Source organism: Cognatilysobacter xinjiangensis (genome assembly GCF_014651995.1).
Taxonomy (GTDB): Bacteria; Pseudomonadota; Gammaproteobacteria; order Xanthomonadales; family Xanthomonadaceae; genus Cognatilysobacter; species Cognatilysobacter xinjiangensis.
This window is the reverse complement of sequence record NZ_BMXY01000001.1, coordinates 1715423-1741615: the sequence shown is the minus strand read 5'-3', so window position 1 is coordinate 1741615 and position 26193 is coordinate 1715423. Positions and strand designations below refer to the sequence as shown.

25 protein-coding genes are annotated in these 26193 nt (G+C 70.1%); 17 read left to right on the top strand and 8 right to left on the bottom strand.

The annotated features are described in order from the left end of the window. Positions 1-213: 213 nt before the first annotated feature. Both IE066_RS08420 and IE066_RS08415 read left to right on the top strand, forming a co-directional pair. Positions 214-684 (top strand): hypothetical protein, encoded by a 471-nt coding sequence (locus IE066_RS08420; RefSeq protein WP_189448642.1) that lies wholly within the window; start codon positions 214-216, stop codon positions 682-684. A gap of 9 nt (positions 685-693) precedes the next feature. Further along, positions 694-1437: a pseudouridine synthase gene (locus tag IE066_RS08415; RefSeq protein ID WP_189448639.1), complete on the top strand. Its 744-nt coding sequence runs from the start codon at positions 694-696 to the stop codon at positions 1435-1437. Positions 1438-1439: 2 nt separating this feature from the next. Here IE066_RS08415 and IE066_RS08410 read toward each other — a convergent pair whose 3' ends face one another. The 3 genes from IE066_RS08410 to tdh form a co-directional block, all read right to left on the bottom strand. Further along, the gene (locus IE066_RS08410; protein WP_189448637.1) at positions 1440-1862 is read right to left on the bottom strand and encodes an HNH endonuclease; all 423 of its coding nucleotides are present in this window, start codon (positions 1860-1862) and stop codon (positions 1440-1442) included. A gap of 100 nt (positions 1863-1962) precedes the next feature. Continuing rightward, complete coding sequence (gene kbl / locus IE066_RS08405) at positions 1963-3156, bottom strand: glycine C-acetyltransferase (RefSeq protein ID WP_189448635.1); 1194 nt, start codon at positions 3154-3156, stop codon at positions 1963-1965. 163 nt (positions 3157-3319) lie between these two features. Beyond that, complete coding sequence (gene tdh / locus IE066_RS08400) at positions 3320-4342, bottom strand: L-threonine 3-dehydrogenase (protein WP_189448906.1); 1023 nt, start codon at positions 4340-4342, stop codon at positions 3320-3322. 175 nt (positions 4343-4517) lie between these two features. On the opposite strand from tdh, the gene IE066_RS08395 reads away from it, so the two are divergent. Both IE066_RS08395 and IE066_RS08390 read left to right on the top strand, forming a co-directional pair. Next, a complete protein-coding gene (locus IE066_RS08395; RefSeq protein WP_229790710.1) occupies positions 4518-6665 on the top strand; it encodes a S46 family peptidase in 2148 nt (715 codons plus the stop codon). Positions 6666-6757: 92 nt separating this feature from the next. Next, the gene (locus IE066_RS08390) at positions 6758-8923 is read left to right on the top strand and encodes a S46 family peptidase (protein WP_189448633.1); all 2166 of its coding nucleotides are present in this window, start codon (positions 6758-6760) and stop codon (positions 8921-8923) included. A 72-nt stretch (positions 8924-8995) separates the two neighbouring features. Here the strand turns inward: IE066_RS08390 and IE066_RS08385 are convergent, their stop codons facing one another. Beyond that, positions 8996-9391 (bottom strand): DUF3224 domain-containing protein, encoded by a 396-nt coding sequence (locus tag IE066_RS08385; RefSeq protein WP_189448631.1) that lies wholly within the window; start codon positions 9389-9391, stop codon positions 8996-8998. A gap of 267 nt (positions 9392-9658) precedes the next feature. Here IE066_RS08385 and serA point away from each other — a divergent pair, with 267 nt between their 5' ends. The 8 genes from serA to IE066_RS08345 all read left to right on the top strand — a co-directional run bounded on the left by serA (position 9659) and on the right by IE066_RS08345 (position 17579). Continuing rightward, positions 9659-11239 carry a phosphoglycerate dehydrogenase gene (gene serA / locus IE066_RS08380; protein ID WP_189448628.1) on the top strand — a complete coding sequence of 527 codons (1581 nt, stop codon included), beginning with the start codon at positions 9659-9661 and terminating at the stop codon, positions 11237-11239. A 10-nt stretch (positions 11240-11249) separates the two neighbouring features. Further along, entirely contained in the window at positions 11250-11891 is a 642-nt protein-coding gene (locus IE066_RS08375; protein ID WP_189448625.1) for a histidine phosphatase family protein, read from the top strand. 85 nt (positions 11892-11976) lie between these two features. After that, complete coding sequence (gene folC, locus IE066_RS08370; RefSeq protein WP_189448623.1) at positions 11977-13257, top strand: bifunctional tetrahydrofolate synthase/dihydrofolate synthase; 1281 nt, start codon at positions 11977-11979, stop codon at positions 13255-13257. Between the two features lie 88 nt (positions 13258-13345). Next, the gene (locus IE066_RS08365; RefSeq protein ID WP_189448620.1) at positions 13346-14353 is read left to right on the top strand and encodes an SPOR domain-containing protein; all 1008 of its coding nucleotides are present in this window, start codon (positions 13346-13348) and stop codon (positions 14351-14353) included. Between the two features lie 3 nt (positions 14354-14356). Continuing rightward, complete coding sequence (locus tag IE066_RS08360) at positions 14357-14905, top strand: CvpA family protein (RefSeq protein WP_189448617.1); 549 nt, start codon at positions 14357-14359, stop codon at positions 14903-14905. A gap of 22 nt (positions 14906-14927) precedes the next feature. After that, entirely contained in the window at positions 14928-16397 is a 1470-nt protein-coding gene (gene purF, locus IE066_RS08355) for an amidophosphoribosyltransferase (RefSeq protein ID WP_189448614.1), read from the top strand. Position 16398: 1 nt separating this feature from the next. Continuing rightward, positions 16399-16773 carry a ribonuclease E inhibitor RraB gene (locus IE066_RS08350; protein WP_189448613.1) on the top strand — a complete coding sequence of 125 codons (375 nt, stop codon included), beginning with the start codon at positions 16399-16401 and terminating at the stop codon, positions 16771-16773. Continuing rightward, on the top strand, positions 16773-17579 hold the full coding sequence (locus tag IE066_RS08345) for a ferritin-like domain-containing protein (protein ID WP_189448610.1): 807 nt from the start codon (positions 16773-16775) through the stop codon (positions 17577-17579). The genes IE066_RS08350 and IE066_RS08345 overlap by 1 nt, the downstream gene beginning before the upstream one ends. Before the next feature lie 12 nt (positions 17580-17591). Here IE066_RS08345 and lpxH read toward each other — a convergent pair whose 3' ends face one another. Then, positions 17592-18326 (bottom strand): UDP-2,3-diacylglucosamine diphosphatase, encoded by a 735-nt coding sequence (gene lpxH, locus IE066_RS08340; RefSeq protein ID WP_189448607.1) that lies wholly within the window; start codon positions 18324-18326, stop codon positions 17592-17594. Between the two features lie 196 nt (positions 18327-18522). Here lpxH and IE066_RS08335 point away from each other — a divergent pair, with 196 nt between their 5' ends. The 3 genes from IE066_RS08335 to IE066_RS08325 are packed head-to-tail and all read left to right on the top strand — an operon-like array spanning position 18523 to position 20742. Beyond that, entirely contained in the window at positions 18523-18768 is a 246-nt protein-coding gene (locus IE066_RS08335; RefSeq protein ID WP_189448605.1) for a type II toxin-antitoxin system HicB family antitoxin, read from the top strand. A gap of 59 nt (positions 18769-18827) precedes the next feature. Beyond that, the gene (gltX, locus tag IE066_RS08330) at positions 18828-20234 is read left to right on the top strand and encodes a glutamate--tRNA ligase (RefSeq protein ID WP_189448602.1); all 1407 of its coding nucleotides are present in this window, start codon (positions 18828-18830) and stop codon (positions 20232-20234) included. Between the two features lie 7 nt (positions 20235-20241). Then, positions 20242-20742, top strand: coding sequence for a transcriptional repressor (locus tag IE066_RS08325; protein ID WP_189448600.1), 501 nt, complete (start codon positions 20242-20244; stop codon positions 20740-20742). A gap of 176 nt (positions 20743-20918) precedes the next feature. Here IE066_RS08325 and IE066_RS08320 read toward each other — a convergent pair whose 3' ends face one another. Beyond that, a complete protein-coding gene (locus tag IE066_RS08320) occupies positions 20919-23069 on the bottom strand; it encodes a TonB-dependent receptor (protein ID WP_189448597.1) in 2151 nt (716 codons plus the stop codon). 78 nt (positions 23070-23147) lie between these two features. Between IE066_RS08320 and IE066_RS08315 the strand changes: the two genes are divergently transcribed. Then, positions 23148-23540 (top strand): MerC domain-containing protein, encoded by a 393-nt coding sequence (locus tag IE066_RS08315; RefSeq protein ID WP_189448595.1) that lies wholly within the window; start codon positions 23148-23150, stop codon positions 23538-23540. Between the two features lie 122 nt (positions 23541-23662). Then, positions 23663-23848, top strand: a complete 186-nt coding sequence (locus IE066_RS08310; RefSeq protein ID WP_189448593.1) for a 30S ribosomal protein THX — start codon at positions 23663-23665, stop codon at positions 23846-23848. Between the two features lie 60 nt (positions 23849-23908). Here IE066_RS08310 and IE066_RS08305 read toward each other — a convergent pair whose 3' ends face one another. Together IE066_RS08305 and IE066_RS08300 are read right to left on the bottom strand one after the other, a co-directional pair. Then, the gene (locus IE066_RS08305) at positions 23909-24919 is read right to left on the bottom strand and encodes an extracellular catalytic domain type 1 short-chain-length polyhydroxyalkanoate depolymerase (RefSeq protein WP_189448590.1); all 1011 of its coding nucleotides are present in this window, start codon (positions 24917-24919) and stop codon (positions 23909-23911) included. Positions 24920-24980: 61 nt separating this feature from the next. Beyond that, positions 24981-26180, bottom strand: coding sequence for a dipeptidase (locus IE066_RS08300; RefSeq protein ID WP_189448588.1), 1200 nt, complete (start codon positions 26178-26180; stop codon positions 24981-24983). Positions 26181-26193: the final 13 nt, after the last annotated feature.

Below are 26193 nucleotides of genomic sequence, written 5' to 3'. Positions count from 1 at the left end.
GTCGTACCGAGCTCAACGTCCAGAACTCGTAATACGCAGCGCTTGGATGTACCCGCGAAGCCCGGCCTTGTGCCGGGCTTCGTTTTTCTGCCTCCCTAAATGCGTGCGGCAATAGCCGGCCGCGTACACGGCCGCAGAATCGCGATCGAAGCGGTTGGATTTCACGAAGCACGACGTATCCTGTCTCGCCGCACACGCCGCCGGAGACCGACCATGCGCCTTGCCCTGTTGCCCCTTCTGCTCGTCGCCGGAAGCGCTTGGGCGCAGGACGCCTGCACCGCGCTGGCGCGCAATGCGACGGCACCGGCCACTATGCCGGCGCTCGCGCCGGAGCTGACCGCGCCGGCGCCCGTGCTGGGCGCGCCCAGCGGCGTGCTCGCGCAGGCCTTCGACGAGACGCAGACGCTCGACGCGGTGCTGCTGCGCATGCGCATCGACAAGTGCCGCGCGACGGCCTCGGCAGCGCCGGCCGGCCAGTTCGTGCCCGGCACGGATCCGGCCTCGTACAAGCCCAAGACCGAGTTCGACAACACGCCGTGGCGGTTCGACATGAACCAAAACGGCAAGCGCATGACCGCCGACGAGTTCGACGCCTGGATGAAGGCGCGCGGCGTGCGCGTCGCCAAGGGCGCGCAGCCGGCCACGCCGCCTCCGCCGCCGCCGGCCGACGCCGAGAAGAAGTAAGCCCGACCGATGCGTGCGCCGGCGTCGCCCCGGCACGGGCTGGCGCGCGTGCTGTCCAAGCGCGGTCTGTGCTCGCGTACGCAGGCGGCGGCTTGGGTGCGCGACGGACGCGTCGCCGTCAACGGAAAGGTCGTACGCGACCCCGAATTTCCCGTCCGCATGGACATCGATCGCGTCGATGTGGCGGGGGTCGAACAGGCGTCCGCAGCACCGATCTACCTCGCGCTCAACAAGCCGCGCGGCCTGGTGACGACCGCTAAGGACGAGAAGGGCCGCGATACCGTCTATCGCTGCTTCGACGATGCGGGCCTTCCGTGGATCGCGCCGGTCGGTCGCCTCGACCGCGCTAGCGAGGGCCTGCTGCTGTTCAGCAACGATCCGGCCTGGGCAGCCTCGATCACCGACCCGGAACGCGGGCCGGACAAGACCTATCACGTGCAGATCGACCGCGTGCCCGATGCGGCGTTGCTGGCCGCCCTGGAGGCCGGTCGCGAGGTCGACGGCGAACGGCTGGCCGCCGTGCGCGCGACCCTGCTGCGGCAGGGCCAGCGCAATGCCTGGCTGGAAATCGTGCTCGACGAGGGCCGCAACCGGCACATCCGGCGCCTGCTCGATGCGCATGGCATCGGCGTGCTGCGGCTGGTTCGGGTGTCGATCGGGCCCGTCGCACTCGGCGCGCTCGCGAAGGGCGCCTGGCGCCTCCTGGATGCCGGCGAAGCCGAATCGCTGGCGCCGGTCCGTCCATCGCGCTGACGTCAGCGCTGCGGCATGCGCCACGTGCCGCGCTGCGCGCGGGCGTCGTCCGTGTCACGCCAACGGGCGAGCCGGCGCGCCAGCAGTGCGTCCACGACTTCGAAGGCGCGCGTATCGGCCGGACCGCGCGCATCCGGTCCCTTGCCCTTGTCGTGGTTGCAGCGCGCACAGGCGATGGCGAGGTTGCGCGGGTCGTCGGCGTCGTCGCCGACCCGCACCGTGAGCGGCGTGGCGGCGCGCTTGCCGAACCAGGCCTGCGCGACGACGTGTTCGAGCGACGCATGGCCGAGCGGCGTGCCGTCGCCGCGTACCTGCAGGCGCGTGCGGCAGTGCAGGCAGCGCGTGGTCCAGGCGTCGCCTGCGAGCGTCGCCTCCGCGTCCGCCCGCAGCGCCGTCAGGAACAGGCGGCGCAGGGCGGGGCGCATGTCGGGGCAGGTCGAAGCCGCATCCCGGCAGCCTGACATGCAGGCACGGGTGGAGCGGTGATCGGTGACGGCCCGCGCGCGGCGACGCGGGCCGGGACGATCAGGCCTTCAGCACGCCAAGTTCGTGGCCGATGCGCGTGAACGCGTCGATGGCACGATCCAGGTGCTCGCGTGTGTGTGCCGCGGAGATCTGCGTGCGGATGCGTGCCTGGCCCTTCGGCACGACCGGGAAGAAGAAGCCGATCGCGTAGATGCCTTCCTCGAGCAAGCGCTCGGCGAAACGCTGCGCGAGCGGCGCGTCGTAGAGCATCACCGGGCTGATCGGGTGCACGCCGGGCTTGATGTCGAAGCCGGCGGCGGTCATGCGTTCACGGAAGTAGCGTGTGTTCTCCTGCAGCTGCGTGCGCAGGTCGCCTGCGGCGTCGAGCATCTCGAACGCCTTGATGCCGGCGGCGACGATGTGCGGCGGCAGCGAGTTGGAGAACAGGTACGGACGCGAGCGCTGGCGCAGCAGTTCGATGACCTCGCGCTTGGCGATGGTGAAGCCACCGAGCGCGCCGCCCATGGCCTTGCCGAGAGTGCCGGTGATGATGTCGATCTTCTCCAGCACGCCCTTGACCTCGGCGGAGCCGCGGCCGCTCGCGCCGAGGAAGCCCGTCGCGTGGCATTCGTCGATATGGACGAGTGCGCCGTACTTGGCGGCCAGCGCGGTGATCTCGTCGAGCGGCGCGATGAAGCCGTCCATCGAGAACACGCCGTCGGTGGTGATCATGATGGTGCGCGCGCCGTCGGCCTTGGCCTGCTGCAGCTGCTTCTCCAGGTCCGCCATGTCGCAGTTGGCGTAGCGGTAGCGCTTGGCCTTGCACAGGCGCACGCCGTCGATGATCGAGGCGTGGTTGAGCGCGTCGGAAATGATCGCGTCGCCTTCGTCGAGCAGCGGCTCGAACAGGCCGCCGTTGGCGTCGAAGCAGGCAGCGTAGAGGATCGTGTCCTCCTTGCCGAAGAAATCGGCGATCGTCTTCTCGAGCTGCTTGTGCAAGTCCTGCGTGCCGCAGATGAAGCGCACCGACGCCATGCCGAAGCCGTGCGTGTCCAGCGCCTTCTTCGCTTCCGCGATGATGTCCGGATGGTCGGCGAGGCCGAGGTAGTTGTTGGCGCAGAAGTTCAGCACCGTGCGGCCGTCGGCGAGCGTGATCTCGGCCGACTGCGGCGACGTGATGATGCGCTCGGACTTGAACAGTCCGGCGTCGCGGATCTTGTCGAGGGTTTCCGAATAGCGCTCGGTAAGGGTCATCACAGGCTCCGATGAAGTGGGAGCGGCAGGCGAGCTGCCGATGCGCGACCGTAGGCGGCATGGACGCCGCCTACCAGCCTATATGGACGTATTCACGGCGTGCCGCGCATCGGCTTCGTCTGCCGCGTCGCGTCGATCCCGCCAGCTATGACGTCCGAACGAATCAGTTCCAGCTCAGGACGATCTTGCCGCTCTTGCCGGCTTCCATCAGGTCGAAGCCTTCCTGGAAACGATCGACCGGCAGCTGGTGAGTCAACACCTTGCCCAGCGGGAAGCCCGACAGCACCAGCTGCGTCATCTTGTACCAGGTCTCGTACATGCGGCGGCCGTAGATGCCGTGCAGTGTGAGGCCCTTGAAGATGATCTTGTCCCAGTCGGCGCCGGCGCCCTTGGGCATGATGCCGAGCATCGCGATCTTGCCGCCGTTGTACATGCAGTCGAGCATGTCGTTGAACGCGCGCGGGTTGCCGGACATTTCCAGGCCCACGTCGAAGCCTTCCATGTGCAGGTCGGCCATCACGTCCTTGAGCGAGGTGTTCGACACGTTCACGACCCGCGTCGCGCCCATGTCGGCGGCGAGCTTCAAGCGGTAGTCGTTGACGTCGGTCACCACGACATTGCGCGCGCCGATGTGCTTGCAGATGCCGGCGGCGATGATGCCGATCGGGCCCGCGCCGGTGATCAGCACGTCCTCGCCGACCACGTCGAACTCCAGCGCGCAGTGCGCGGCGTTGCCGTATGGGTCGAAGAAGGCGGCGAGTTCGCTCGGGATCTGGTCCGGGATCGGCCACAGGTTCGAGGCCGGCATGACGATGTACTCGGCGAACGCGCCGTTGCGGTTCACGCCGATGCCGACGGTGTTCGGGCACAGGTGCTGCTTGCCGGCGCGGCAGTTGCGGCAGTGGCCGCAGACGATGTGGCCCTCGGCGGAGACGCGCTGGCCGATGGCGTAACCGGTCACGCCGGTGCCGAGTTGCACGATGCGGCCGACGAACTCGTGACCGATGACCAGGCCCGGCTTGATCGTGCGCTGGCTCCACTCGTCCCAAAGGTAGATGTGCAGGTCGGTGCCGCAGATCGCGGTCTTCTCGAGCTTGATCAGCACCTCGTTCGGGCCGGGCACGGGCACGGGCACCTCCTCCATCCAGATGCCCTTGGCGGCTTCGCGCTTGACGAGGGCGCGCATGGTCGGCGAGGTGGGGGAGAGGGTGGCGGTCTCGGACATGCGGAAAAGGCCTGCGACGCGCGGCGCGCGGTGGAGCGCGAATTATACGGGGGCCACCCTGAAGCCCCCGCGCGGGTTTGCCGCGCGCGGACGGGAGCGGCTATGGTCGGCGGCTGCTCCAAGGGAATCCCCGTCCATGCGCCGTCGTCTGCTCGCCACCGCCCTGTCCCTCGCCATCGCCCCGGCTGCCGCGTCCGAAGGCATGTGGATGCCGTCACAATTGCCGGACCTCGCGCCGCAGCTGAAGGCCGCCGGCTTCGAGGGCGACCCCGCCGCGCTCGCCGACCTCACGCGGCCGCCGCTGAACGCGGTGGTGAAGGTGGGCGGCGCCACCGGCGCGTTCGTGTCGAAGGACGGGCTGGTGCTGACCAACCACCACGTCGCGTTCGGCGTCATCCAGTACAACAGCAAGCCCGAGCGCGACCTGATCGCGGGCGGCTTCGTCGCCAACAGCCGCGCCGAGGAGTTGCCGGCCAATCCCGACTACCGCGTGCTGGTGACGACCGGCTTCGACCGCATCACCGATCGCATCCTGGCTGGCGCCAAGGGCAAGACCGGTCGCGCCTACTACGACGCCGTGGACGCAGCGACCAAGGCGGCCGTGGCCGAGTGTGAGCGCGAGGCGGGCTACCGCTGCAGCGTCGCCAACATGTACTACGGCACTGACTTCTACCTGATCCGCCAGCTCGAGCTGCGCGACATCCGCCTCGTGTACGCGCCGCCGGCGGGCATCGGCAACTACGGCGACGAGGTCGACAACTTCATGTGGCCGCGCCATTCGGGCGACTTCACCGTGCTGCGCGCCTATGTCGGCCGCGACGGCAAGCCGGCCGACTACAGCGCCGACAACGTGCCCTACAACCCGCCGGCGCACCTGCAGGTTTCGACGCGCCACGTGGGCGAAGGCGACTTCGCGATGCTCGCGGGCTACCCGGGGGTCACGTTCCGCCATCGCATGGCGAGCGAGTTCGAACAGCAGATCGGCTGGCAGCTGCCCAGCCGCGTCGCGCTGAGCCAGTCGATGATCGACACGATCGGCAAGGCCGCGACCACGCCCGAGGCGCGCGTTCTGTACGCCGCGCAGGTACAGAGCCTGAAGAACACGCTCAAGCGCGCACAGGGCGAGCTGGACGGCCTGCGCCGCAGCGACGCCGCCAAGGCGCGCGAGGCCGACGAGGCCCAGATGCTGGCCTGGCTCGCGAAGCAGCCGTCGGCGAAGGCCACGCGCAACGACATCGCCGCCGTGCAGAGGCTGCTCGACCAGGCCTCCGCCATGCGCGAGCGCGACCAGCTGCTGGGCATGATCCGCAGCCAGACGCAGTTGCTGCGCGCCGCGCTCACCGTGCAGCGCCTGGCGCACGAGCGCGCCAAGCCCGACGCCGAACGCGAGACCGGCTACCAGCAGCGCGACGAGACGCTGATCACCGGCCAGCTCAAGCAGGTGCAGCGCCGCTACGACCCCGCGGTCGAGAAGGCGCTGCTGGCCGATCTGCTGTCGCAGTACCAGGCATTGCCCGCGGCGCAGCACGTGGCCGAGTTCGATGCGGTGTTCGGTACGACGGCCGAGGAAACGCGCGCGAAGCTCGACGCGCTGTATGCCGGCACGAAGCTGGGCGACGACGCGGTGCGCCTGGCGGCGATGGGGCGCGACGCCGCCGCGCTCAAGGCCGATGCCGATCCGCTGCTGCAGGCGGCCGCCGCACTGATGCCGGCGGTCATGCGGCTGGAGGATGAGGCCAAGGTGCGCGACGGCGAGCTGCTGCGCCTGCGCCCGTCCTACATGCGTGCGCTGATCGCCTACCGCCAGTCGCAGGGCAGGGCGGTGTACCCGGATGCGAACTCCACGCTGCGCGTGAGCTACGGCAACCTCAAGGGCATGTCGCCGCGCGACGGCGTGAACTACGTACCGGTGACCACGGTGGGCGGCATCGTCGAGAAGCACACCGGCGAGGCGCCGTTCGACGCGCCCGCGCCGCTGCGCGCGGCGATCGCGAAGGGCGACTTCGGCACGACGGCCGATCCGTCGATCAAGACCCAGACCGTCAACATCCTCACGGACCTCGATACCACCGGCGGCAACTCCGGCTCGCCGGTGCTCGACGCCGAGGGCAAGCTGATCGCGCTGAACTTCGACAGCAACTGGGAGTCGGTCAGCGCCAGCTGGAAGTACGACCCGAACTACAAGCGCGCCATCCACGTCGACATGCGCTACATGCGCTGGCTGATGGCGAAGGTCTACCCGGCGCCGCAACTGCTCGCCGAGATGGGCCTGCCGGCCGAATGAAACGTGCAGGCCGGCGATCCGTCGCCCGCCCGCGAAGCCTGCGATCGACCATTGGCGTCGTCGCGACCCGATCACCGCAACAGGAACTCTCCATGCGTCAGACCACGCTTGCCGCCGCCACCCTCGCCGCGCTCGCTGCCTCCACCGGCGCCTTCGCCGGCGAAGGCATGTGGGTGCCCCAGCAGCTGCCGGAAATCGCCGGTCCGCTGAAGAAGGCGGGCCTCGAACTCAGTGCCGAACAGCTGTCCGATCTCACCGGTGATCCGCTGGGCGCGGTCGTCTCGCTCGGTGGCTGCACCGCCGGCTTCGTTTCGCCCAAGGGCCTGGTGGCGACCAACCACCACTGCGCGTACGGCGCGATCCAGCTGAACTCGACGCCCGAGAACAACCTCATCGCCAACGGCTTCAATGCGCCGGCGTTCAAGGACGAGCTCTCCGCCGGCCCGAACGCACGCATCTACGTGCTCGATTCGATCCAGGACGTCACCGCGCAGGTGAAGGCCGCGATCGCCGCGGCGAAGACGCCGATCGAGCGCACGCGCGCGGTCGAATCGCTGGAGAAGAAGCTGGTCGCCGACTGCGAGGCCGAGGGCGGCTTCCGCTGCCGCTTGTACAGCTTCTCCGGCGGCAACGTGTACCGCCTGTTCCGTAACCTCGAGATACGCGACGTGCGTCTCGTGTACGCACCGCCGGCGAGCATCGGCAAGTACGGCGGCGACATCGACAACTGGATGTGGCCGCGCCACACGGGCGATTTCTCGTTCTACCGCGCCTACGTCGGCAAGGATGGCAAGCCGGCCGCTTTCTCGCCGGACAACGTGCCCTACCAGCCCAAGCGCCACCTGAGGATCGCCGAGCGTCCGCTGGGCGAGGGCGACTTCGTGATGGTCGCGGGCTACCCCGGTTCAACCAGCCGCTACGCGCTCGCCTCGGACTTCGACGCGACCGCCGGCTGGACCTATCCGACCATCAGCCGCCACTACAAGAACGTCGTGGCGATGGTCGAGGCGGCCGGCAAGCGCAATCCCGACATCGCGGTGAAGTACGCGAGTTCGATGGCGAGTTGGAACAACGTGCTGAAGAACTACGACGGCCAGCTGGAAGGCTTCGAGCGCATCGGCGCGGCCAAGACCAAGCGCGCGGAAGAAGACGCCGTGCTCGCATGGCTGCGCACGCAGGGCGCGAACGGCAAGGCCGGGCTCGCAGCGCACGATCGCCTGGTGAAGCTCGGCAACGAGCAGCGCGCCACGCGCGACCGCGACCTCGTTTTCGGTCAGCTGCGCAACACGGGCGTGATCGGCGCAGCGACGTCGCTCTACCGCCTGTCGATCGAGCGCGCCAAGCCCGACGCCGAGCGCGAGTCGGGTTACCAGCAGCGCGACCTGCCGGCCTTCGAGGGCGGCCTGCGACAGATGGAGCGCCGTTACCATCCGGAGATGGATCGCGAGCTCGTCGCCTACTGGCTGCGCGAGTACCTGAAGCTGGCGAAGGCGCAGCGCATCGCCGCGGTCGATAGCTGGCTGGGCGGCAATGACGAAGCCGCGATCACGCGCGCGCTGGACACGCTGTCGGCCACCAAGCTCGGCGACACGCAGACGCGGCTGTCGCTGATGCAGGCCGATCGCGCCACCCTCGAGGCCTCGACCGACCCGGCGATCCGCTTCGCCGTCGCGGTGATGCCCACGATCCTGAAGCTCGAGGAGCAGGCCAAGACGCGCGCCGGCGAGACGCTGGTCTACCGTCCCGTCTACCTGCAGGCGGTGGCCGACTACAAGGAAAGCAAGGGCCAGTTCGTCTATCCCGACGCCAACTCGTCGCTGCGCATCACCTTCGGCAACGTCATGGGTTACACCAAGACCGATGGCTCGAAGCAGGACGCGTTCACCAGGCTCGAGCAGGTCGCGCAGAAGGCCACGGGCGTCGAGCCCTTCGACGCACCGAAGGCGCAGCTCGACGCGATCGCCGCGAAGAACTACGGCGGCCTCGCCGACGAGCGCCTCGGCACGGTGCCGGTGAACTTCCTGTCCGACCTCGATATCACCGGCGGCAATTCCGGCTCGCCGGTGCTCGACGCGCAGGGCCGCCTCGTCGGCCTGGCCTTCGACGGCAACTGGGAGTCGGTGAGCAGCAACTGGGTGTTCGACCCGGTGATGACCCGCATGATCGCGGTCGATCAGCGCTACATGCGCTGGGTCATGCAGGAAGTCTTCCCGGCGCCGCAGTTGCTGGCGGAAATGGGCGTGCCCGAGAAGAAGTAAGCCGTCCCGCCACGGCGTAACCGATGCGAACGGCCGGCGTGCGAGCGTCGGCCGTTTCGTTTGGCGCGGCAATCAGGCCGGCGGCAGCTCGTAGTCGAACCTGTAGAAGTGCGCGCCGTCGGTGATGTCGATGCGCATCGAGCCGCGCAGGCCGGCGAGTCCGCCGTCGGCCGAGTCGGGCACGACTTCGAGTTTCAGCGACGGCGTGCCGCGATCCATCACGCCGAAATGCATCATCGAGAAACGCCCCGCGCGGCCGTCGAGTGTCGCCTCGAGCCGTTCCAGGGCGACATATCCGGCCGAGCCTTCCATCGCGGTGCCGACCGCGAGCATGTGCACCACGCTGGTCGCGACCAGCGGGCCTTCGAAGGTCTTGTCGAAGCGCATGTGGATGCCCTGCGTGTCGCCCAGCTCGAGCGGCCCCTGCGGCGTGCGGCGCACTTCGAAACGGCCCTGTGCGGTCGGCATGTCGGCATCTCCATCGCGGGTGGAAGGCCATCGTGATCGCGGCGCCGCCGATCGGCCAGTACTGGGCACGCCGCGATCATCTGCTAGGCTCCGGGACGTCGCGGATTCCCATGCCAGCCGGCCCCGTCTCCCGACCCGATGGACCCTGCGTGCGCCCGCCGCATGCTTGCAGTGCCGCTACACCGCATCACCGTCGTGCCCGACATGGGCCCGTGCGACGGCCGGCTGGCAGGACATCCGCGCTTCCCTACTTACGGAGCGCGACCGATGAAAGTGCTGGCATGCGATGGAATCCATGAAGACGGCCTCGAGATGTTCCGCCACGCCGGCTGGGACGTCGAAGTCGCGCCTGAGCCGATCAAGGACCCCGCCGTTCTGGCCACCGCGCTGGCCGGCGTCGACGCCGTGCTCGTGCGCTCGGCCACCAGGGTGCCTGCCGAGGCACTCGCGCAGGCCACACGCCTGAAGGTGATCGGTCGCGCCGGCGCCGGCGTGGACACCATCGACGTGGACGCGGCGACCGCGCGCGGCATCGCGGTGATGAACGCGCCCGACGGCAACACGCTGGCGGCCGCCGAGCACGCGATCGCGCTGCTGTTCGCGCTGGCGCGCCACATCCCCAAGGCCGACGCCGGCATGAAGGCGGGCCAGTGGCCCAAGAACGGGCTCACCGGCTTCGAGCTCGAGGGCAAGCGGCTGGGCGTGATCGGCCTCGGCCGTATCGGCGGCACGATGGCGCGCAAGGCGCAGGGCATCGGCATGGAGGTCGCCGCGTACGACCCGTTCCTGCCGGCATCGGCCGCCGGCAAAGGCAGCGTGCCGCTGATGTCGCTGGACGAGTTGCTCGCCTGGGCCGACATCGTGACGCTGCACATCCCGCGCACGAAGGAGACCACCAACCTGCTGTCGGAAGCGCGCATGCGCGCGATGAAGCCGGGCGCGCTGCTGATCAACGCCGCGCGCGGCGGGCTGGTCGACGAGGCCGCGCTGCTGCGGCTGCTGGACGAGGGCCATATCGCCGGCGCCGCGCTCGATACCTTCGTGACCGAGCCGCTCGCGTCGGACTCGCAACTGCGCAACCACCCGAATCTGGTGCTGACGCCGCACCTCGGCGCGTCCACCAGCGAGGCGCAGCAGGCGGTCAGCACGATCCTGGCGCGGCAGATCATCGACTTCGTCGGCACCGGCGCCGTGGCCGGCTGCGTGAACCTGCCGCCGCTCACCGCGGAGGCCGCCCGCGAAGTGGGCCCGTGGATGCCGCTGATGACCGCGCTCGGTCGGGTCGCCTCGCGACTGGTGCCCGCGCCGACGCGCCTGCACATCCGCTACGCCGGCCGCACCGACGGCCTCGATACGCGGCCGCTCACGCGCCTGCTGGTGTCCTCGCTGCTGGGCGCGGCATCCGGGCGCGTCACGCCGGTCAATGCACTGCAGGAAGCGGCTTCGCGCGGCCTCGAAGTGTCCGAAACCATCGGCGGCGAGGGCGACGGCTACGACCGTCTGGTGCGATTGGCGGTGGACGGCCAGGACGACCGCGGCCGCACCGTGCACCGCGAGATCGACGCCACGCTGCACCGTGCGCCGCGCGTGGTGGCGCTGGACGGCGTCGAGATCGAGTTCGACCCGCTCGCGCACGTGCTGCTGATGCGCAACGAGGACCGTCCCGGCATGGTCGGCACGGTCGGCTCGCAGCTCGGCGCGGCCGGCATCAACATCATCAACTTCGCGCTCGGCGCCGCGGGCGACGGCTATGCGCGCGCGGCGATCACCATCGACCGCGAGATCGACGACGACCAGCTCGCGCTGCTGCGCGCGACGCCGGGCGTGTTCTCGATCCAGCAGGTCTGAGGGCGTACGCATGAAGATCATCCTCGCCCGCCACGGCGAAACGCCCTGGAACGCCGAAGGCCGCTACCAGGGCCAGGAAGACATCGCGCTCTCGCCGGTCGGCGAAGCGCAGGCCGCGGCGCTGGCGCTGCGCCTGCGCGACGTGCCGATCAGCCGCGCGGTCGCCTCGCCGCTCGTCCGCGCGCGGCGCACGGCCGAGATCGCGCTCGGCGAACGTGCGCCGATGCTCGGCACCGATCCCGGCCTGATGGAGATCGCGCACGGCGAATGGGAGGGCCTGCTCGCCAGCGAGATCCGCGCGCGCGACGGCGAGCGCCTCGCCGCTTGGCGCGACGCGCCGCACGACGTGCTGATGCCGGGCGGCGAATCGCTGCAGCATGTGCTCGACCGGGCGTGGCCGGCGCTCGCACGCGCCTGCGAGGGCCTCGGCGACCACGACACGCTGCTGGTCGTCGCGCACGACGCGGTGAACCGCGTGCTGCTCTGCCGCGTACTCGGCCTGCCGCTCGCCCATCTCTGGCGCTTCCGGCAGGCGCCGACGACGGTGAACCTGCTGGAAGGCCCGTCCGTCGACCGCCTCGACGTCGTGCGCCTGAACGACTGCAGCCATCACACCGCTCTGTTCGGCGAAGCGGTGCATCGCGCGCTCTGAACGGGTTGCGGCTTCGGCGCGGACTCCCGCCCGCGCCGTCGCCGCGATCGGCGACAATCGCGCGCCTTTTCCCGCCCGGCCACCGATGTCCACCGCCCTCAACGACTGGCTCGAGCGCCTCGAGCGCCAGCATCCGCGCTCGATCGACCTCGGCCTCGACCGCATCCGCACCGTGCATGCGCGGCTGGGGCTGGCGCGCCCGGCGCCGGTGGTGATCACCGTCGGCGGCACCAACGGCAAGGGCTCGAACGTCGCGTTCATCGAAGCGATCGCGCGCGCGCAGGGGCTGCGCGTCGGCGCGTACACGTCGCCGCACCTGCTGCGCTACAACGAGCGCATCCGCATCGACGGCCGCGACGCCGACGACGCGGCCATCGTCGAGGCCTTCGAAGCGATCGAGGCCGCGCGTGGCGATACCACGCTCACCTATTTCGAAGTCGGCACGCTCGCCGCGCTGGGGCTGTTCGAGCGCGCGCGGCTCGACCTCGCGATCCTCGAGGTCGGCCTCGGCGGCCGGCTGGATGCGACCAATCTCGTCGACGCCGACGTGGCGGTGATTACCACCGTCGACCTCGATCACCAGGACTGGCTGGGCGACGACGTCGAGACGATCGGTTTCGAGAAAGCCGGGATCGCACGCGCATGGAAGCCGCTGGTACTGGGCGACGACGACCCGCCGTCCAGCGTGCTGCGTCATGCGTACGCGATCGGCGCGAAAGCCTGGCGGATCGGCTGCGACTTCTTCATCGATCGCGATGCCGACGCGAACGGCTGGGGCTGGCGCGAAGTCGGTTTCGAGGCCGAACTGCCGATGCCGGCGCTCGCCGCGCCTGCGCAACTGCGTAATGCGGCGGTCGCGATCGCCGCGCTGCGGGCGAGCCCGCTCGTCATCGACGAATGCGCGCTGCGCGAGGGCGTCGCCGGCGCACGGGTGCCCGCGCGGCTGCAGCGCATCGAGCGCGGCGGCGTCGAGTACGTGGTCGACGTCGCGCACAACCCGCAGGCCGCGCGCCAGCTGGCCGGCTGGCTCGACGGCGCGCCCGCGAGCGGCCGCGTGCATGCGCTGTTCGCTGCGCTCGGCGACAAGGACGCGGCGGGCATCGTGCGGGCACTGGATGGCCGCATCGATGCCTGGCATGTCGCGGGCCTGGCTGGCCACGGCCCGCGCGGCACCGACGTCGAGGCCACGGCCGCGCGCCTGCAGGACACGGCAGCCGCCGGCGCGACGCGCTGGGCGGACGTTGAGACAGCGCTGACCGGCATCGCACCGCAGCCGGGCGACCGTGTGCTGGTGTTCGGCTCCTTCCACACCGCCGCCGCGGCCCTGCGGCTGCTCGGCGCGGACGCTTCCGCCGCCGCCGGCTGAACCGCGCCGACGGCGGCCGGGCAGGGCGGGGGCGACGCGTATAATTCGCGTCGAGAAGGCGGGCCGCTCCCCGCCGCCTGCGGACCCGATGGAACCTGCCCTGAAACAGCGGCTGCTCGGCGCGGCGGTACTCGTCGCCCTCGCAGTGGTCTTCCTGCCCCTTCTGGTGATGGACCCGGCCCCCGACAGTGGCGCCTCGCGGGTGCCATTGCGCGTGCCGAACGCGCCGGCCGAAGCCAATGGCGACACGCGCACGTTCGACCTGCCGCTCGCAACGCCCGCCGACACGCAGGCGCCGGTAACCGCGACGCCCGTCGAGCCGCCGGCCGGTGCGACGCCGGCCGTCGCACCCGCCGGCCCGACGACCGCCGCCGGCGACTACGCGGTGAACTTCGGCAGCTATGCGACGACGACCGACGCCGCGCGCGTAGTGGCCGCGTTGGCCGCGGCGCGACTGCCTGCGTATCAGGAACCGACCACGCTCGGCACGCGAACCGTCTACCGCGTGCGCATCGGCCCGTATCCGACGTCTGCCGATGCCGAAACCGCGCGCCTGGCTGCGGCGCGCGTTCGCAGCGACGTGAACGCGAAGGTAGTGGTGCTGGATGCCGCTACGCCGTCGGCCGCCGCCGCGGGGGCCCAGACCACGGCGCTGCCGGCCACGCCCGCCGCCAAGCCCGTCGCGCTGCCGCCGACCACGCCCGCCACCACCGTCGCGACCGCGCCGCGCACGGCCGCCACGACGCCGGCGACCACCGTCACGGCCGGTACCGACCGCACCACGCCCGCCGCCAGCGAGCCGCCGCGTCCGGTCACGCCGCCGGTGCCGCCGTCGCCGACGACCGCGCCGGCCGCCGCCGGCGTCGGTTTCGCCGTGCAGCTCGGCGCGTTCGCCAATGCCGACGAGGCCACGCGCCTGCGCGACCGCGTGCGGGCCGCGGGTTTCTCCGCCTTCGTCGAACAGGTGAATACCGATCGCGGCACGCTCAGCCGCGTACGCGTCGGGCCGGTGCCGGATCGCGCGCAGGCCGATGCGCTGCGCGCGCAGGTGGCCGCGAAGGTCGGCGTGAGCGGCATCGTGCGGCAGCATCCCTGATCGATGGGCCCGATCGACTGGCTGCTGCTGGCGATCCTCGGCGTCTCCGCGCTGACGGGCCTGATGCGCGGCTTCGTCGGTGTCATCGCCTCGCTCGCGGCATGGCTGCTGGGCGGCATCTGCGCGATCACGCTCGGCGGCGGCGTCGCCCGCATGCTGTCCGACGGCTATGACCCGACGCCCGCGCAGCTGCTCGCCGGCTACGGCCTGTGTTTTCTCGCCACGTCGCTGGTGGTCGCGATCTTCGCCTTCATTGCCCGGCGCATGCTGCGCGCGGCGGGACTGGACGGCGTCGATCGCATGCTCGGCCTCGCGCTGGGCGGCCTGCGCGGCTTCGCGATGGCCTGTGTAATCGTGCTGATGCTCGGTTTCACGCCGGTCACGCGCCAGCCGCACTGGCAGGCGTCGGCGCTGCTGCCGGTGTTCAAGCCCGGCGCGCGCTGGCTGTCGACCTGGCTGCCGGTCTGGGCGCGCGAGCGCCTCGACCTCGACGGGAATGCGCCCGCTCGAAACTTCCCGGTCATGCCCCCATTACCGGGTCTTCCCGCCTGATTTTTCTGCAGGACACCGAACCATGTGCGGCATCATCGGAATCGTCGGCCACAGCGACGTCGCGGGCCAGCTCTATGACGGGCTGACCGTGCTCCAGCACCGCGGCCAGGACGCCGCGGGCATCGCCACCGCCAGCGGCACCAAGATCCGCGTGCACAAGGGCAACGGCCTGGTCAGTGACGTCTTCGACGAAGCGTCGATGCAACTGCTGCACGGCAACTTCGGCATCGGCCACTGCCGCTATCCCACCGCCGGCAGCGCCGGTTGCGACGAGGCGCAGCCGTTCTACGTCAACTCGCCCTACGGCATCGCACTCGCCCATAACGGCAACCTGATCAATACCGACGCGCTGCGCCGCGAGGTGTTCGAGCAGGACAAGCGCAACGTCAATACCGAGTCCGACTCGGAAGTGCTGCTCAACGTATTCGCGCACGAGCTCGACACGCAGGGCGAGCTGACACCCGAGTCGGTGTTCCGTGCGATCGAGGGCGTGCATCGCCGCTGCGTGGGCGGCTACGCGGTGGTCATCACCGTGCTCGGCTTCGGGCTGGTGGCGTTCCGCGACCAGAACGGCGTGCGCCCGCTGGTGATCGGCAAGCGCGTGCGCGAGGGCGGCGACGAATACGCGATCGCGTCCGAGTCGGTCGCGCTCGACCTGCTCGGCTACGAACGCCTGCGCGACGTGCGCCCCGGCGAGGGCATCGTCGTCACCAAGGACGGCACGCTGCACGCGCGCCAGTGCGCCGAGGAAAGGCCGGTCTCGCCGTGCATCTTCGAATACGTCTACTTCGCGCGCCCCGATTCGATGATGGACGACGTGTCGGTGCACAAGGCGCGCATGCGCATGGGCCAGAAGCTCGGCGAGAAGATCCTGCGCCTGCGTCCGGACCACGACATCGACGTGGTCATCCCGATTCCCGATACCTCGCGCGACGCCGCGCTGGAAATCGCCAATGTGCTCGGCGTGAAGTACCGCGAGGGCTTCATCAAGAACCGATACGTCGGGCGCACCTTCATCATGCCGGGGCAGGGTGAGCGCGCGAAGTCGGTGCGCCGCAAGCTCAATCCGATCCCGCTGGAATTCCGCCGGCGCAACGTGCTGCTGGTCGACGACTCGATCGTGCGCGGCACCACGTCAAAGCAGATCGTGCAGATGGCTCGCGACGCCGGCGCCAACAAGGTCTACCTCGCCTCCGCCGCGCCGCCGGTGCGTTTTCCGAACATCTACGGCATCGACATGCCGTCGGCCGAGGAACTCGTCGCGCACGGCCGCACCGACGAGCAAGTGCAGGAGCTGCTCGGCTGCGACTGGCTGATCTACCAGGACCTCGCCGATCTGGAGGACGCGGTGTCCGGCCCCAAGCACCGCATCGAGCACTTCGATTCGTCGTGCTTCTCCGGCGAATACGTCACCGGCGTGGAGCCGGGCTACTTCGAGCGCATCCAGCAGCTGCGCTCCGATGCCGCCAAGCAGGCGCGGAAGGCCGGCTGACATGAAATCACTGCAGTTCGCGATGCTGCCCGACGACGAGAACGGCGACGTGCTGCGCGCCATGCTCGAGGACGGCGACGACCTCACCATCCCGCGCGAGATCGACTTCCACCTCGTGTTCGCCGACGAGGCCGCGGCGGCCGCCTTCGCCGATGCGGCCAAGCTGCAACCCGACCTCATCGTGTCGGTGCCGGCGCTGGTCGAGGACGGCATCTGGCAGGTGACCGCGAGCCGGCACATGGCGCCGCGCCATGGGGATATCACCAGGCTCGAGAAGGAGCTGACCGTGCTCGCCGAATCCTTCGGCGGCTACCCTGACGGCTGGGAATGCTCGCGCGCCGCGGGTCCCATCGACGACGGCGACGACGCGGCCTGATGCCCGGCTGCCTTCACGCGGCGGCGCTGCTCTGCCTGCGCGCTGCCTCGCCCGACGAGAAGGTCGCCTGCACCTTCGACGCGTTCGAGCGCTTCCAGCGCGGCGCGGTCCTGCCGCGCACCGATGCGCCGGGCCCCGAACCGATCGCAATGCCCGGCCGCCCGGAGCGACCGCGCCTCGTGCACGCGCGCGATCTCCCCAAGCGCGGCTTCGGTACCCCCGAGGGCCTCGCCGCGTTCGTGCACGCGATCGCGCACATCGAGTTCAACGCGATCGACCTCGCCTGGGACGCCGTCTACCGCTACCGCGGCATGCCAGCGAAGTTCTACGAGGACTGGGTGGCGGTCGCCAACGACGAGGCGCGCCACTTCACGATGCTGCGCGCGCGCCTCGCGTCGATGGGTCGGGACTACGGCGATTTCGACGCGCACAACGGCCTGTGGGAAATGGCCGAGAAGACCGCGCACGACGGCCTCGCGCGCATGGCGCTGGTGCCGCGCGTGCTGGAGGCGCGCGGGCTCGACGTCACGCCGGGCATGATCGTGAAGCTGCGCCAGCTGGGCGACGACACGACCGCCGACGTGCTGGAGGTGATCCTGCGCGAGGAAGTCGCCCACGTCGCCGCGGGCAGCCGCTGGTTCCGCTGGCACTGCGCGCAGCGCGGGCTGGAGCCGCAGTCGACGTTCAAGGCGTTGCTGGCCGACTATGCGCGCGCCGTGCTGTACGGGCCGTTCAACCGGGAAGCGCGGCTGGAGGCCGGCTTCGACGCCGAGGAACTCGAGTCGCTGGAGTCGCTGGCGAACTGAATCGCGGCTGCGTCAGGCCAGGGTCGAGAGCTCGATCGCGTCGCCGTCCACTCGCAGCACCGAGCCCTGCTCGTACCAGTCGCCCAGCACGACACGGCGGCATTCGCGACCGCCCGCGTCCAACGTATGCACGGCCGGGCGATGCGTATGGCCGTGGATCATCAGGTCGACGCCGTAGCGCGCGAAATGGCTGGTGACCGCTGTCGGCGCGACGTCGGTGATCGTCTCCATCGTGCCGGCCTCGCGCAGCGCGGCCTGCGCCTGCCGGCTCTGCTCGCGCGCCTGTCGCGCGAACGCCAGCCGCGCCGCCAGCGGTTGCGCGAGGAACTGCGCCTGCCAGCGCGGATCCCGCGTCTGCGCGCGGAACGCCATGTAGCCGGTGTCGTCGGTGCACAGCAGGTCGCCGTGCAGTAGCAGCATGGGGCGGCCGTCGAGCAGGATCACCGAGGGATCGTTGAGGATCCGCATGCCGGCGCGCGCGGCATAGTCCGCGCCGAGCAGGAAATCGCGGTTGCCGCGAATGAAGAACACCGGCGTGCCGGTGTCGGCGAGCGCGCGCGTGCCCGCGGCGACCGCTGCGCCAACCGGCGACGGATCGTCGTCGCCGACCCAGGCCTCGAACAGGTCGCCGAGGATGTAGAGCGCCCGCGCGCCGCGCGCCTCATCCCGCAGGAAGCGCAGGAACAGCGCGGTGATGTCCGGACGCGACTCGTCGAGGTGCAGGTCGGAAATAAAGAGGGTGGCCATGCCGGCATTGTAGGTGGCGCGTTGCGCGTCCTTGCGCAGCGCGGCCGAGGGATGGCAAGTGCCGTGCGTGCGCATCGGTGCCCCGGAGCGCAGGCGTATAGTCGGATCGACCGATCACGACCGGGGGGGCGGACGGCATGTACAGGGAATCTTCCAGCCACGCGCAACGCGGCGGTACCCGGCCGGGCACGCGCGGATGAGCCTGGCCTACTTCGCCTTCGTGCGCCGCGACGAGCAGCGGCGATACCACGCCGTGCTGCCCGATTTCCCCGGTTGCCGGGCGCTCGCCGAGCGCTTGGACCTGCTGGACGACGCGATCCGCGCGGCGATCGCCGGCCACGGCGGGGCGGGCGCCATGCCGGAGCCGACCCGTCTGGAGGCACTGCCGCGCCAGCCCGACGACCACGAGGGCTACTGGCTGATGGTGGACGTCGAGGGCTGACGACCGGCCCGGTTCCCCGCAGGCGGTAAAATCGCGGACCGTTTCCGCCGAGCCGCCGCATGACCAGCCGTACCCGCTTCGCGCCCAGTCCCACGGGCTACCTCCACATCGGCGGCGCCCGCACGGCGCTGTACTGCTGGCTGGAAGCGCGTCGCCACGGCGGCGAGTTCGTGCTGCGCATCGAGGACACCGACCAGGAGCGGAGCACCCAGGCCGCGATCGACGCGATCCTCGAGGCGATGGACTGGCTCGGCCTCGACTACGACGAAGGCCCGATCTACCAGACCCACCGTCTCGACCGTTACCGGCAGGTGGCGGAGCAGCTCGTCGCCGCAGGCAAGGCGTACTACGCCTACGAGACCAAGGAAGAACTCGAGGCCATGCGCGAGGCCGCGATGGCGAGGAACGAGAAGCCCCGCTACAACGGCGCCTACCGCGAGCAGAACGCCGGTCTGCGCGACGACCCGAACCGCGTCATCCGCTTCAAGAACCCGCAGGGCGGCAGCGTGGTGTGGGAGGACAAGGTCAAGGGCCGCATCGAGATCAGCAACGACGAGCTTGACGACCTGGTGATCTTCCGTTCCGACGGCTATCCCACCTACAACTTCGCGGTGGTGGTCGACGACATCGACATGCGCATCACCGACGTGGTGCGCGGCGACGACCACGTCAACAACACCCCGCGGCAGATCAACATCTACCACGCGCTCAACGCGCCGGTGCCGCACTTCGCGCACCTGCCGATGATCCTCGACGAGCACGGCGCCAAGCTCTCCAAGCGCACCGGCGCGGCCGACGTCATGCAGTACCGCGAGATGGGCTACCTCCCGCACGCGCTGCTGAACTACCTGGTTCGCCTCGGCTGGTCGCATGGCGACCAGGAGATCTTCTCGATCGAAGAGATGACGCGCCTGTTCGACCTCAAGGACGTCAATGCCAAGGCCTCGCGCCTGGATCCGGCCAAGCTCGGCTGGCTCAACCAGCAGTACCTCAAGAGCGATGATCCGGACACGGTGGCGAAGCATCTGGATTGGCATCTGCAGCAGCAGGGCCTTGATCCCGCGCGCGGGCCGAAGGCCGCCGACCTTGTCGTCGCACTGCGCGACCGCGTGCAGACGCTGAAGGACATGGCCGAGCGCGCCGCGGTGTGGTTCCAGCCGCTGACCAGCTACGACGACGCGGCCGTCGCCAAGCACCTCACTGCGGCCGCGCGTCGCCCGCTCACCGAGGCACGCGCGCGCCTGGGCGAGCTGAAGACGTGGTCGCCGGAGTCCGTGTCGATGGTGCTGCACGACGTCGCCGCCGCCTGCGAGGTCGGCATGGGCAAGGTCGCCCAGCCGCTGCGCGTGGCGATCACCGGCACGCAGGTATCGCCCGACATCGCGCACACCGTTTACCTCGCCGGCCGCGACGAGGCGCTGCTACGCATCGAGGCGGCGATCGCGAAGCTGTCCGCGGAAGACTGAGGCCGCCATGGCGCACGACGACCGCTGCACCGATCCGCATCATCACGTTTACTCGGGCGATGCCTTCGTCGCGGAAGTCGAGCGTTCCTGCGAGGCGCGCGGACTGCGGCTCACGCCGCTGCGCGCCAGCGCCCTGCGGCTGATCGCCGACGCCGGCCGCCCGCTCAAGGCCTACGAGCTGCTCGATCGCATGAAGGCCACGCACGAGGGCGCGGCGCCGCCGACGGTGTATCGCGCGCTCGATTTCCTGCTCGAGAACGGCTTCATCCACAAGCTGTCGTCGATCAATGCCTTCGTCGCCTGCCACCATCCGGGCGGCGAGCGCCATGCCGTGCCGTTCCTGATCTGCGACGTCTGCCAGAGCGCCATCGAGCTGGAAGACCTGCAGGTGGTGAAGCTGCTCGACGACCGCGCGGGTGCGCTGGGCTTCAGTCCGCGCGCGCAGACGCTCGAAGTGCATGGGCTGTGCGCCGCCTGCGCCGCGGCGGACACGGCCGATCGCGACTGAGCAAGGCGGGTCGCGCGCTACCGCATCACGCATACATGGATGTGCGGGCCGACGCCGGTCCCGACGCCTCGACATCGCCGTTTCGCGGTCGTGCCCGATGGCACCGCGCCCAGTCGAACGAGACAGCCCGGCAATTGCCGGGCTGTCTCGCGACCAGGTCGTTGCGGACAGCGCGATCAGAAGAACGCACGCACTCCGAACGCGATGCCTCGCCCCGGCAGAGGCGCGTAGTCCTTCAGGAACGAGGTGTGCACCCGCGCGTCCTCGTCCAACAGGTTGGTGCCGTCGAGGAACAGTTCCCACGCCGTCTCGTTGCGCGTGTCGAGGTGCCACGTAAGGTGGGCGTCGACGAGCGTGTAGCCGGGCGTCTCCTCCTCCAACCGGGCGACGCGGTCCTGCCGGGCGTAGCGGATCGCTCCCAGCGAGGCGCGCCACGGTCCCCGCTCCCAGCGCATCTCGCCGCCGATGCGGGATGGCGCGATGCGAGGCAGGTTGCCGCCGAGCGCGATGTCGGTGGTGTAGTCATGGGTATGGTCCCCATGGGGTACCGCGACGTCGGTCGTGCGGGCCCCGGAGCCGGCCAGGCGCGCGCGCACGGTGTCGCCGAAGAGGCGCAGGCCGAAGCGGTCCTCGCCGTTGTCGAAGAAGGTCCAATCGAGTTCGGCCTCCGCGCCGTGGAAGCGCGCATCCGCCTGCGCCCAGACGCGAACGGGCGCCTCCTCGTCGATGTTGGTATCGGCGAGGTAGATGAAATTGTCGAAGCGGACGGCGTAGGCGGAGGCGCTCAGCTTCAGCGGGCCGCGATGCCAGTGCAGGCCGACTTCGGCACGGTTCGCGGTTTCGACGTCGAGCGTGGGATCACCGAGCTCGAAGCTGCCCGTGGCCACATGCAGGCCGCTGGAGTAGAGCTCCTCGGCGGTCGGCGAGCGCTGCGCGCGGTCCATGCCGAACGAGACGTGGAGGTCCGGCGTCGCGTCCCAGCGCAGGGCCGCCGAGGCGCTCGTCGTGTCGAAGGAGCGGCTCGGGCCGGTCGCCGAAGTCGCGTCGACGTCCACTTCGTTGCGGTCGTGGCGCACGCCGAGTTCCGCGGCGAACTGGCCGAAGCCGTGGCGACCGATCCAGAACAGCCCCGCATCGTTCGAGCGGGAACTCGGCACGAAGGCTTCCTCGCCGACCGCCTCGAAGTCGCGGCGCGACCATTGCGCACCGAAGGCGCCGGTCCAGCCGGCGACCGCACGATGGGCAAGCTCCAGCCGGCCCTCGACGGTGTCGTTGTCGAACACCGTACCGATCTCGTCGCCCTCGAATTCGGTGTGGGTATACGTGGTCCGGGCCAACTTCAGGCGCGCGGTCTCGAAGGGGCCCGCGCGGTCGAGGCCGGCGCGCGCTTCGGTCCTGCGCTGGTCCAGCAGGATGTGCACGGGGGCTTCCTCTTCCGACTCGGCCTCTTCGCCTTCGTGCGAATGGGCATGCGCTTCGGCGGGGATGCCGTAGCGGGTGTTGTAGAGGCTCTGGCTCACACCAACGAATCCGCGCTCGCCGATCCAGGACAGGCCCAGTGCGCCCGAATCGGTGCGGACGGCGCTGTTGGGCAGCACGCCGTAAGCACCCGGCTCGTCCGCCTCGGCCTCGTCCTCGGCATGTGCCGCATGCGCACCCGCGGACTCAGCGAAGCCCGGGATGTCGTAGTCGCCGGTTTCGCGATGAAGCGCATCGACGTGGAAAACGAGATGGCCGGAGGCCGAGGTGCCGTCCAGCCGCAGCATCCCGGTGCGTTCGTCGTTGACGGTATTGCCCCGAAGCTCGGCCCGACCCTGCAAGGGGGCGTCGGTGACGCGCGTGGGCACGCGGCCGTCGACCACGTTGACGGCGCCCCCGATAGCGCCACTGCCGTAGAGCAGGGTCGCGGGGCCCTTGAGCACCTCGATCTGATCGGCGAGGAACGGCTCGATGCTCACCGCGTGGTCGACGCTCACGGTGGAGACGTCGCCGGCCGCCAGGCCGTCGCTCAGCACCTGAACGCGCGCGCCCTCGAAACCGCGCACGATCGGTCGCCCTACGCCGGGGCCGAAATAGGACGTCTGCACGCCCGGAAGCCGGGACACGGTTTCGCCCAGCGTGGACGCCTTGGCTTCATCGAGTGCCTCGCCGGAAAGCACCTCGACCGGACGGGTGAGGTCCTCGGCGGTGGTCGGCAGGGGCGTGGCATGCACGACGACCCGGTCGAGCTGGTGGGCGTGGTCGTGCCCGGCATCCTGGGCGAAGGCGGGCGTCGCAGCGGCGATGGCGACGAACAATGCGGTGCGGGAGAGCGTCGACGGCGTCATGGGCGGGTGGGCGTTACACTGGGTGGGTTGAAGCAATGTTATATTGTTTCAAAACCCGGTCCACATCCCCCTTTGGTCATGCGCGAATCCGATACCGCTCTCCGTACAGCCGACCGTGTCGGGTTCGCGGCCTCGTTCGTCTGTGCCGTCCACTGCGCGATCGTGCCGTTGGTGTTGGCGCTGGTGCCCGCGCTCGGGCTGGAGTTCAGCGGCTGGGCGGACATCGACCAGGCGTTCGTGGTGTTCGCCACGCTGCTCGGCCTGACGACGATGACGCTCGGCTACCGGCGCCATCGGACGTTCCGTGCCTGGGCCCTGCTGGTGCCGGGCCTCGTGCTGATCTGGCTCGGTTCGTTCACTCCGCTGCACGACCACGGCTGGGGGCACGCGGCGGTCATGGTCCTGGGCGGCTTCGCGCTCGCGGCCGCGCACAGCGTGAACCTGCGGATGGCCCATCGCGCTGGCCTCTGAGCCGCCGGACGGGGCGGCTGTGCTAGGCTTTCGCGCTTCGCGAGCCGCGTGGGTCTACCGCGCCCGCCTCGTTTTCGCCGCGTCGCGCGGCATCCGTACGCAATATTTTCAGGAGCGACATCATGGGTAAGGGCGACCGCAAGACCGCCAAGGGCAAGCGCTACAACTCCAGCTACGGCAACGCGCGCAAGCACGTGACGGCCGTGGCCACCGGCTCGACCTCCGCGCCGGTCGCGAAGAAGGCGACGAAGTCGGTCACGAAGGCGCCGGCCAAGAAGGTCGTCGCCAAGAAGGCCGCCAAGGAATAAGCACCGCTCCGGCGGTTGCGAAAAAAGCCCCGCATCGCGGGGCTTTTTGTTTGCGCGGGATCAGGGCGCGCCGCGGAGCGAATCGAAGAAGGCCCACATCGTGTCGTTGGCGTCGATGGCCTGAGAAGGCGCGCCGCGCGCCTTGCTGCCGCCCGGCCAGGAATGCCCGCCGCCGTCGGTGACGCAGAGCTGCACCTTGCTGCCCTGCGCGCAGGCCGCATACAGGTCGCAATGAGCGCCGGGAACGTCGACGATGCGGCGCGGCGGCGCGCGGCAGCCGTTGCGGTGCGTCCAGGCCTCGACGGTCGCCGGAACGGACGCGAAATCGGTCACCGCCGCAGGATTGCGGAAGGCGCCCGCGCCGGCGCCGCCATCGAACAGCACGTGGTCGTCGTCCAGCGCGTGGATGTGCAGCACGGACACCGCAGGCGATGGCTCGCAGCGCGAGGTGTTGTCGGTGCCGGCGACCGCGGCGATCGCGCGGAACACGTCCGGGGCTTCGCAGGCCAGCCTGTAGGCCATCATCCCGCCGTTCGACATGCCGGTGGCGTAGACGCGGCGGCGATCGACGTGGAGCGTGCGTGAGACGTCGGCGACCACCGCGCGGATGAAGCCCACATCGTCGACGTCGCGATCGCGTGCCGGGCCGCAACAGCGCCTCGCGTTCCACGTAGCGAGCCGGCCGCCCGGCAGGCGGCTGAAACCGTTGGGGAAGACGGCGATGAAGCCGCGGCGCTCGGCGGCGGAGATCAGCCCGTACTTCGAATCATCGGCCTGCCAGTCCATGTCGCCACCGCCGCCGTGCAGCGCGACCAGCAGCGGCATCGGGTGTCCCCGCCGGTAACCGCGCGGCACGTGCATTCGGTATTCGCGCGACAGGCCGTCGTGCATCAGCTCGACGCGATAGTCGCCCGGCGCGTCGATCGCCTCGCCCGCACGCGGGCTAACGACCGGTGGTGCGGCGGCGCGCGCGCGCAACGTTTCCCGCAGCCGCCCGCCTCCCTCCTGCGCCAGCGCAACCGCGGCGATTCCCAACAGGACGACCAGCAGAACCGGCGGCAGGCGGCGCATCGCGACCTCGACATGGGAGCCCGTCGAGGCCAACGCGCCGCTGCGACGCCGGTTGACGCGATCAGTGCGCGGCGGCGGCCTCGACCTGCCGCCAGACGCGCAGCAGGTTGGCGCCCAGCACCTTGCGGATGGTCGCGTCGGAATGACCGCGCTCGCGCAGCGCGGCGACCAGGTTCGGATAGTCCGCCACGCTCTTCAGGCCGACCGGTAGCGCGCCGCCCACGCCATCGAAGTCGGAACCGAGGCCGACGTGGTCCTCGCCCAGCAGCTTGATCGCGTAGTCGATGTGATCGACCACCTGCGAGAGCTGCGTGGTCGGCGTGGGATGCGCCGCCTGCCAAGCGGCGTCCCATTCCTCCATCGACTGCACCGCCTCGCCGCGCGCCTTGGCCTCGTCCTGCCGGCGCTTGAAGTTCGCGACCTCGCGGAAATACGCGGTGGTGTTGGCGGCCGCCTTCGCATCGACGAAGCCGCTGCCGAAGGTGATCTGCACCACGCCGCCGGTCTTCGCGATCGCCTTGGCGAGTTCGTCGGAGAGGTTGCGCTCGAAGCCCGGCGTGAAGTGGCGCAGGCTCGAATGGCTGGCGATCACCGGCGCCTTCGCCACGCGCAGGACGTCCTGGACCGACTCGTCGGAAAGATGCGAGACGTCGACCATGATGCCGAGGCGGTTCATCTCGGCGACGACCTTCTCGCCGAACGGGCTCAGGCCCTTCCACGGCCGATCCAGCGAGTACGAGCCGTCGGCGATGCGGTTGCTGTGGCTGTGCGCCAGCGTCATGTAGCGTACGCCGCGATCGTGGAACTGCTTGAGCCGCGAGAGGTCGTCGCCGATCGGCGCGCCGTTCTCCATGCCGAGGGCGAGCAGCACGCGGCCGCCCTGACGCAGGCGTTCTACGTCGCCTGGCGAGGTGAGCTTGGCGAAGCGGTCGGGATGGCGGCCGACCATCGCCTCCACCGCGTCGATCTGCTTGTGCGCCTTCTCGAACGCCGCATTGGACGCGTCGTCGCCCGGCGAGGTGTAGATCGACATGAAGCCGACATCGAGGCCGCCCTCGCGTGCGCGGGGATAGTCGAATTCGCGATCCGGCGTGCGTTCGCCGAGGTCGCGCCAGCCGCCGAGCAGCTCGCCGGGTGCGTCGATGTGGGTGTCGACGACGATGGCCTCGTCGGCGAGCGCGCGCGCGGACGCGAGCGGATCGGCCGCGAAGGCGAACGGCGAGGCGAGCAGCAGCAGGCAGGGCAGGAGCGGTCGGCGCATCGGATCCTCGTAC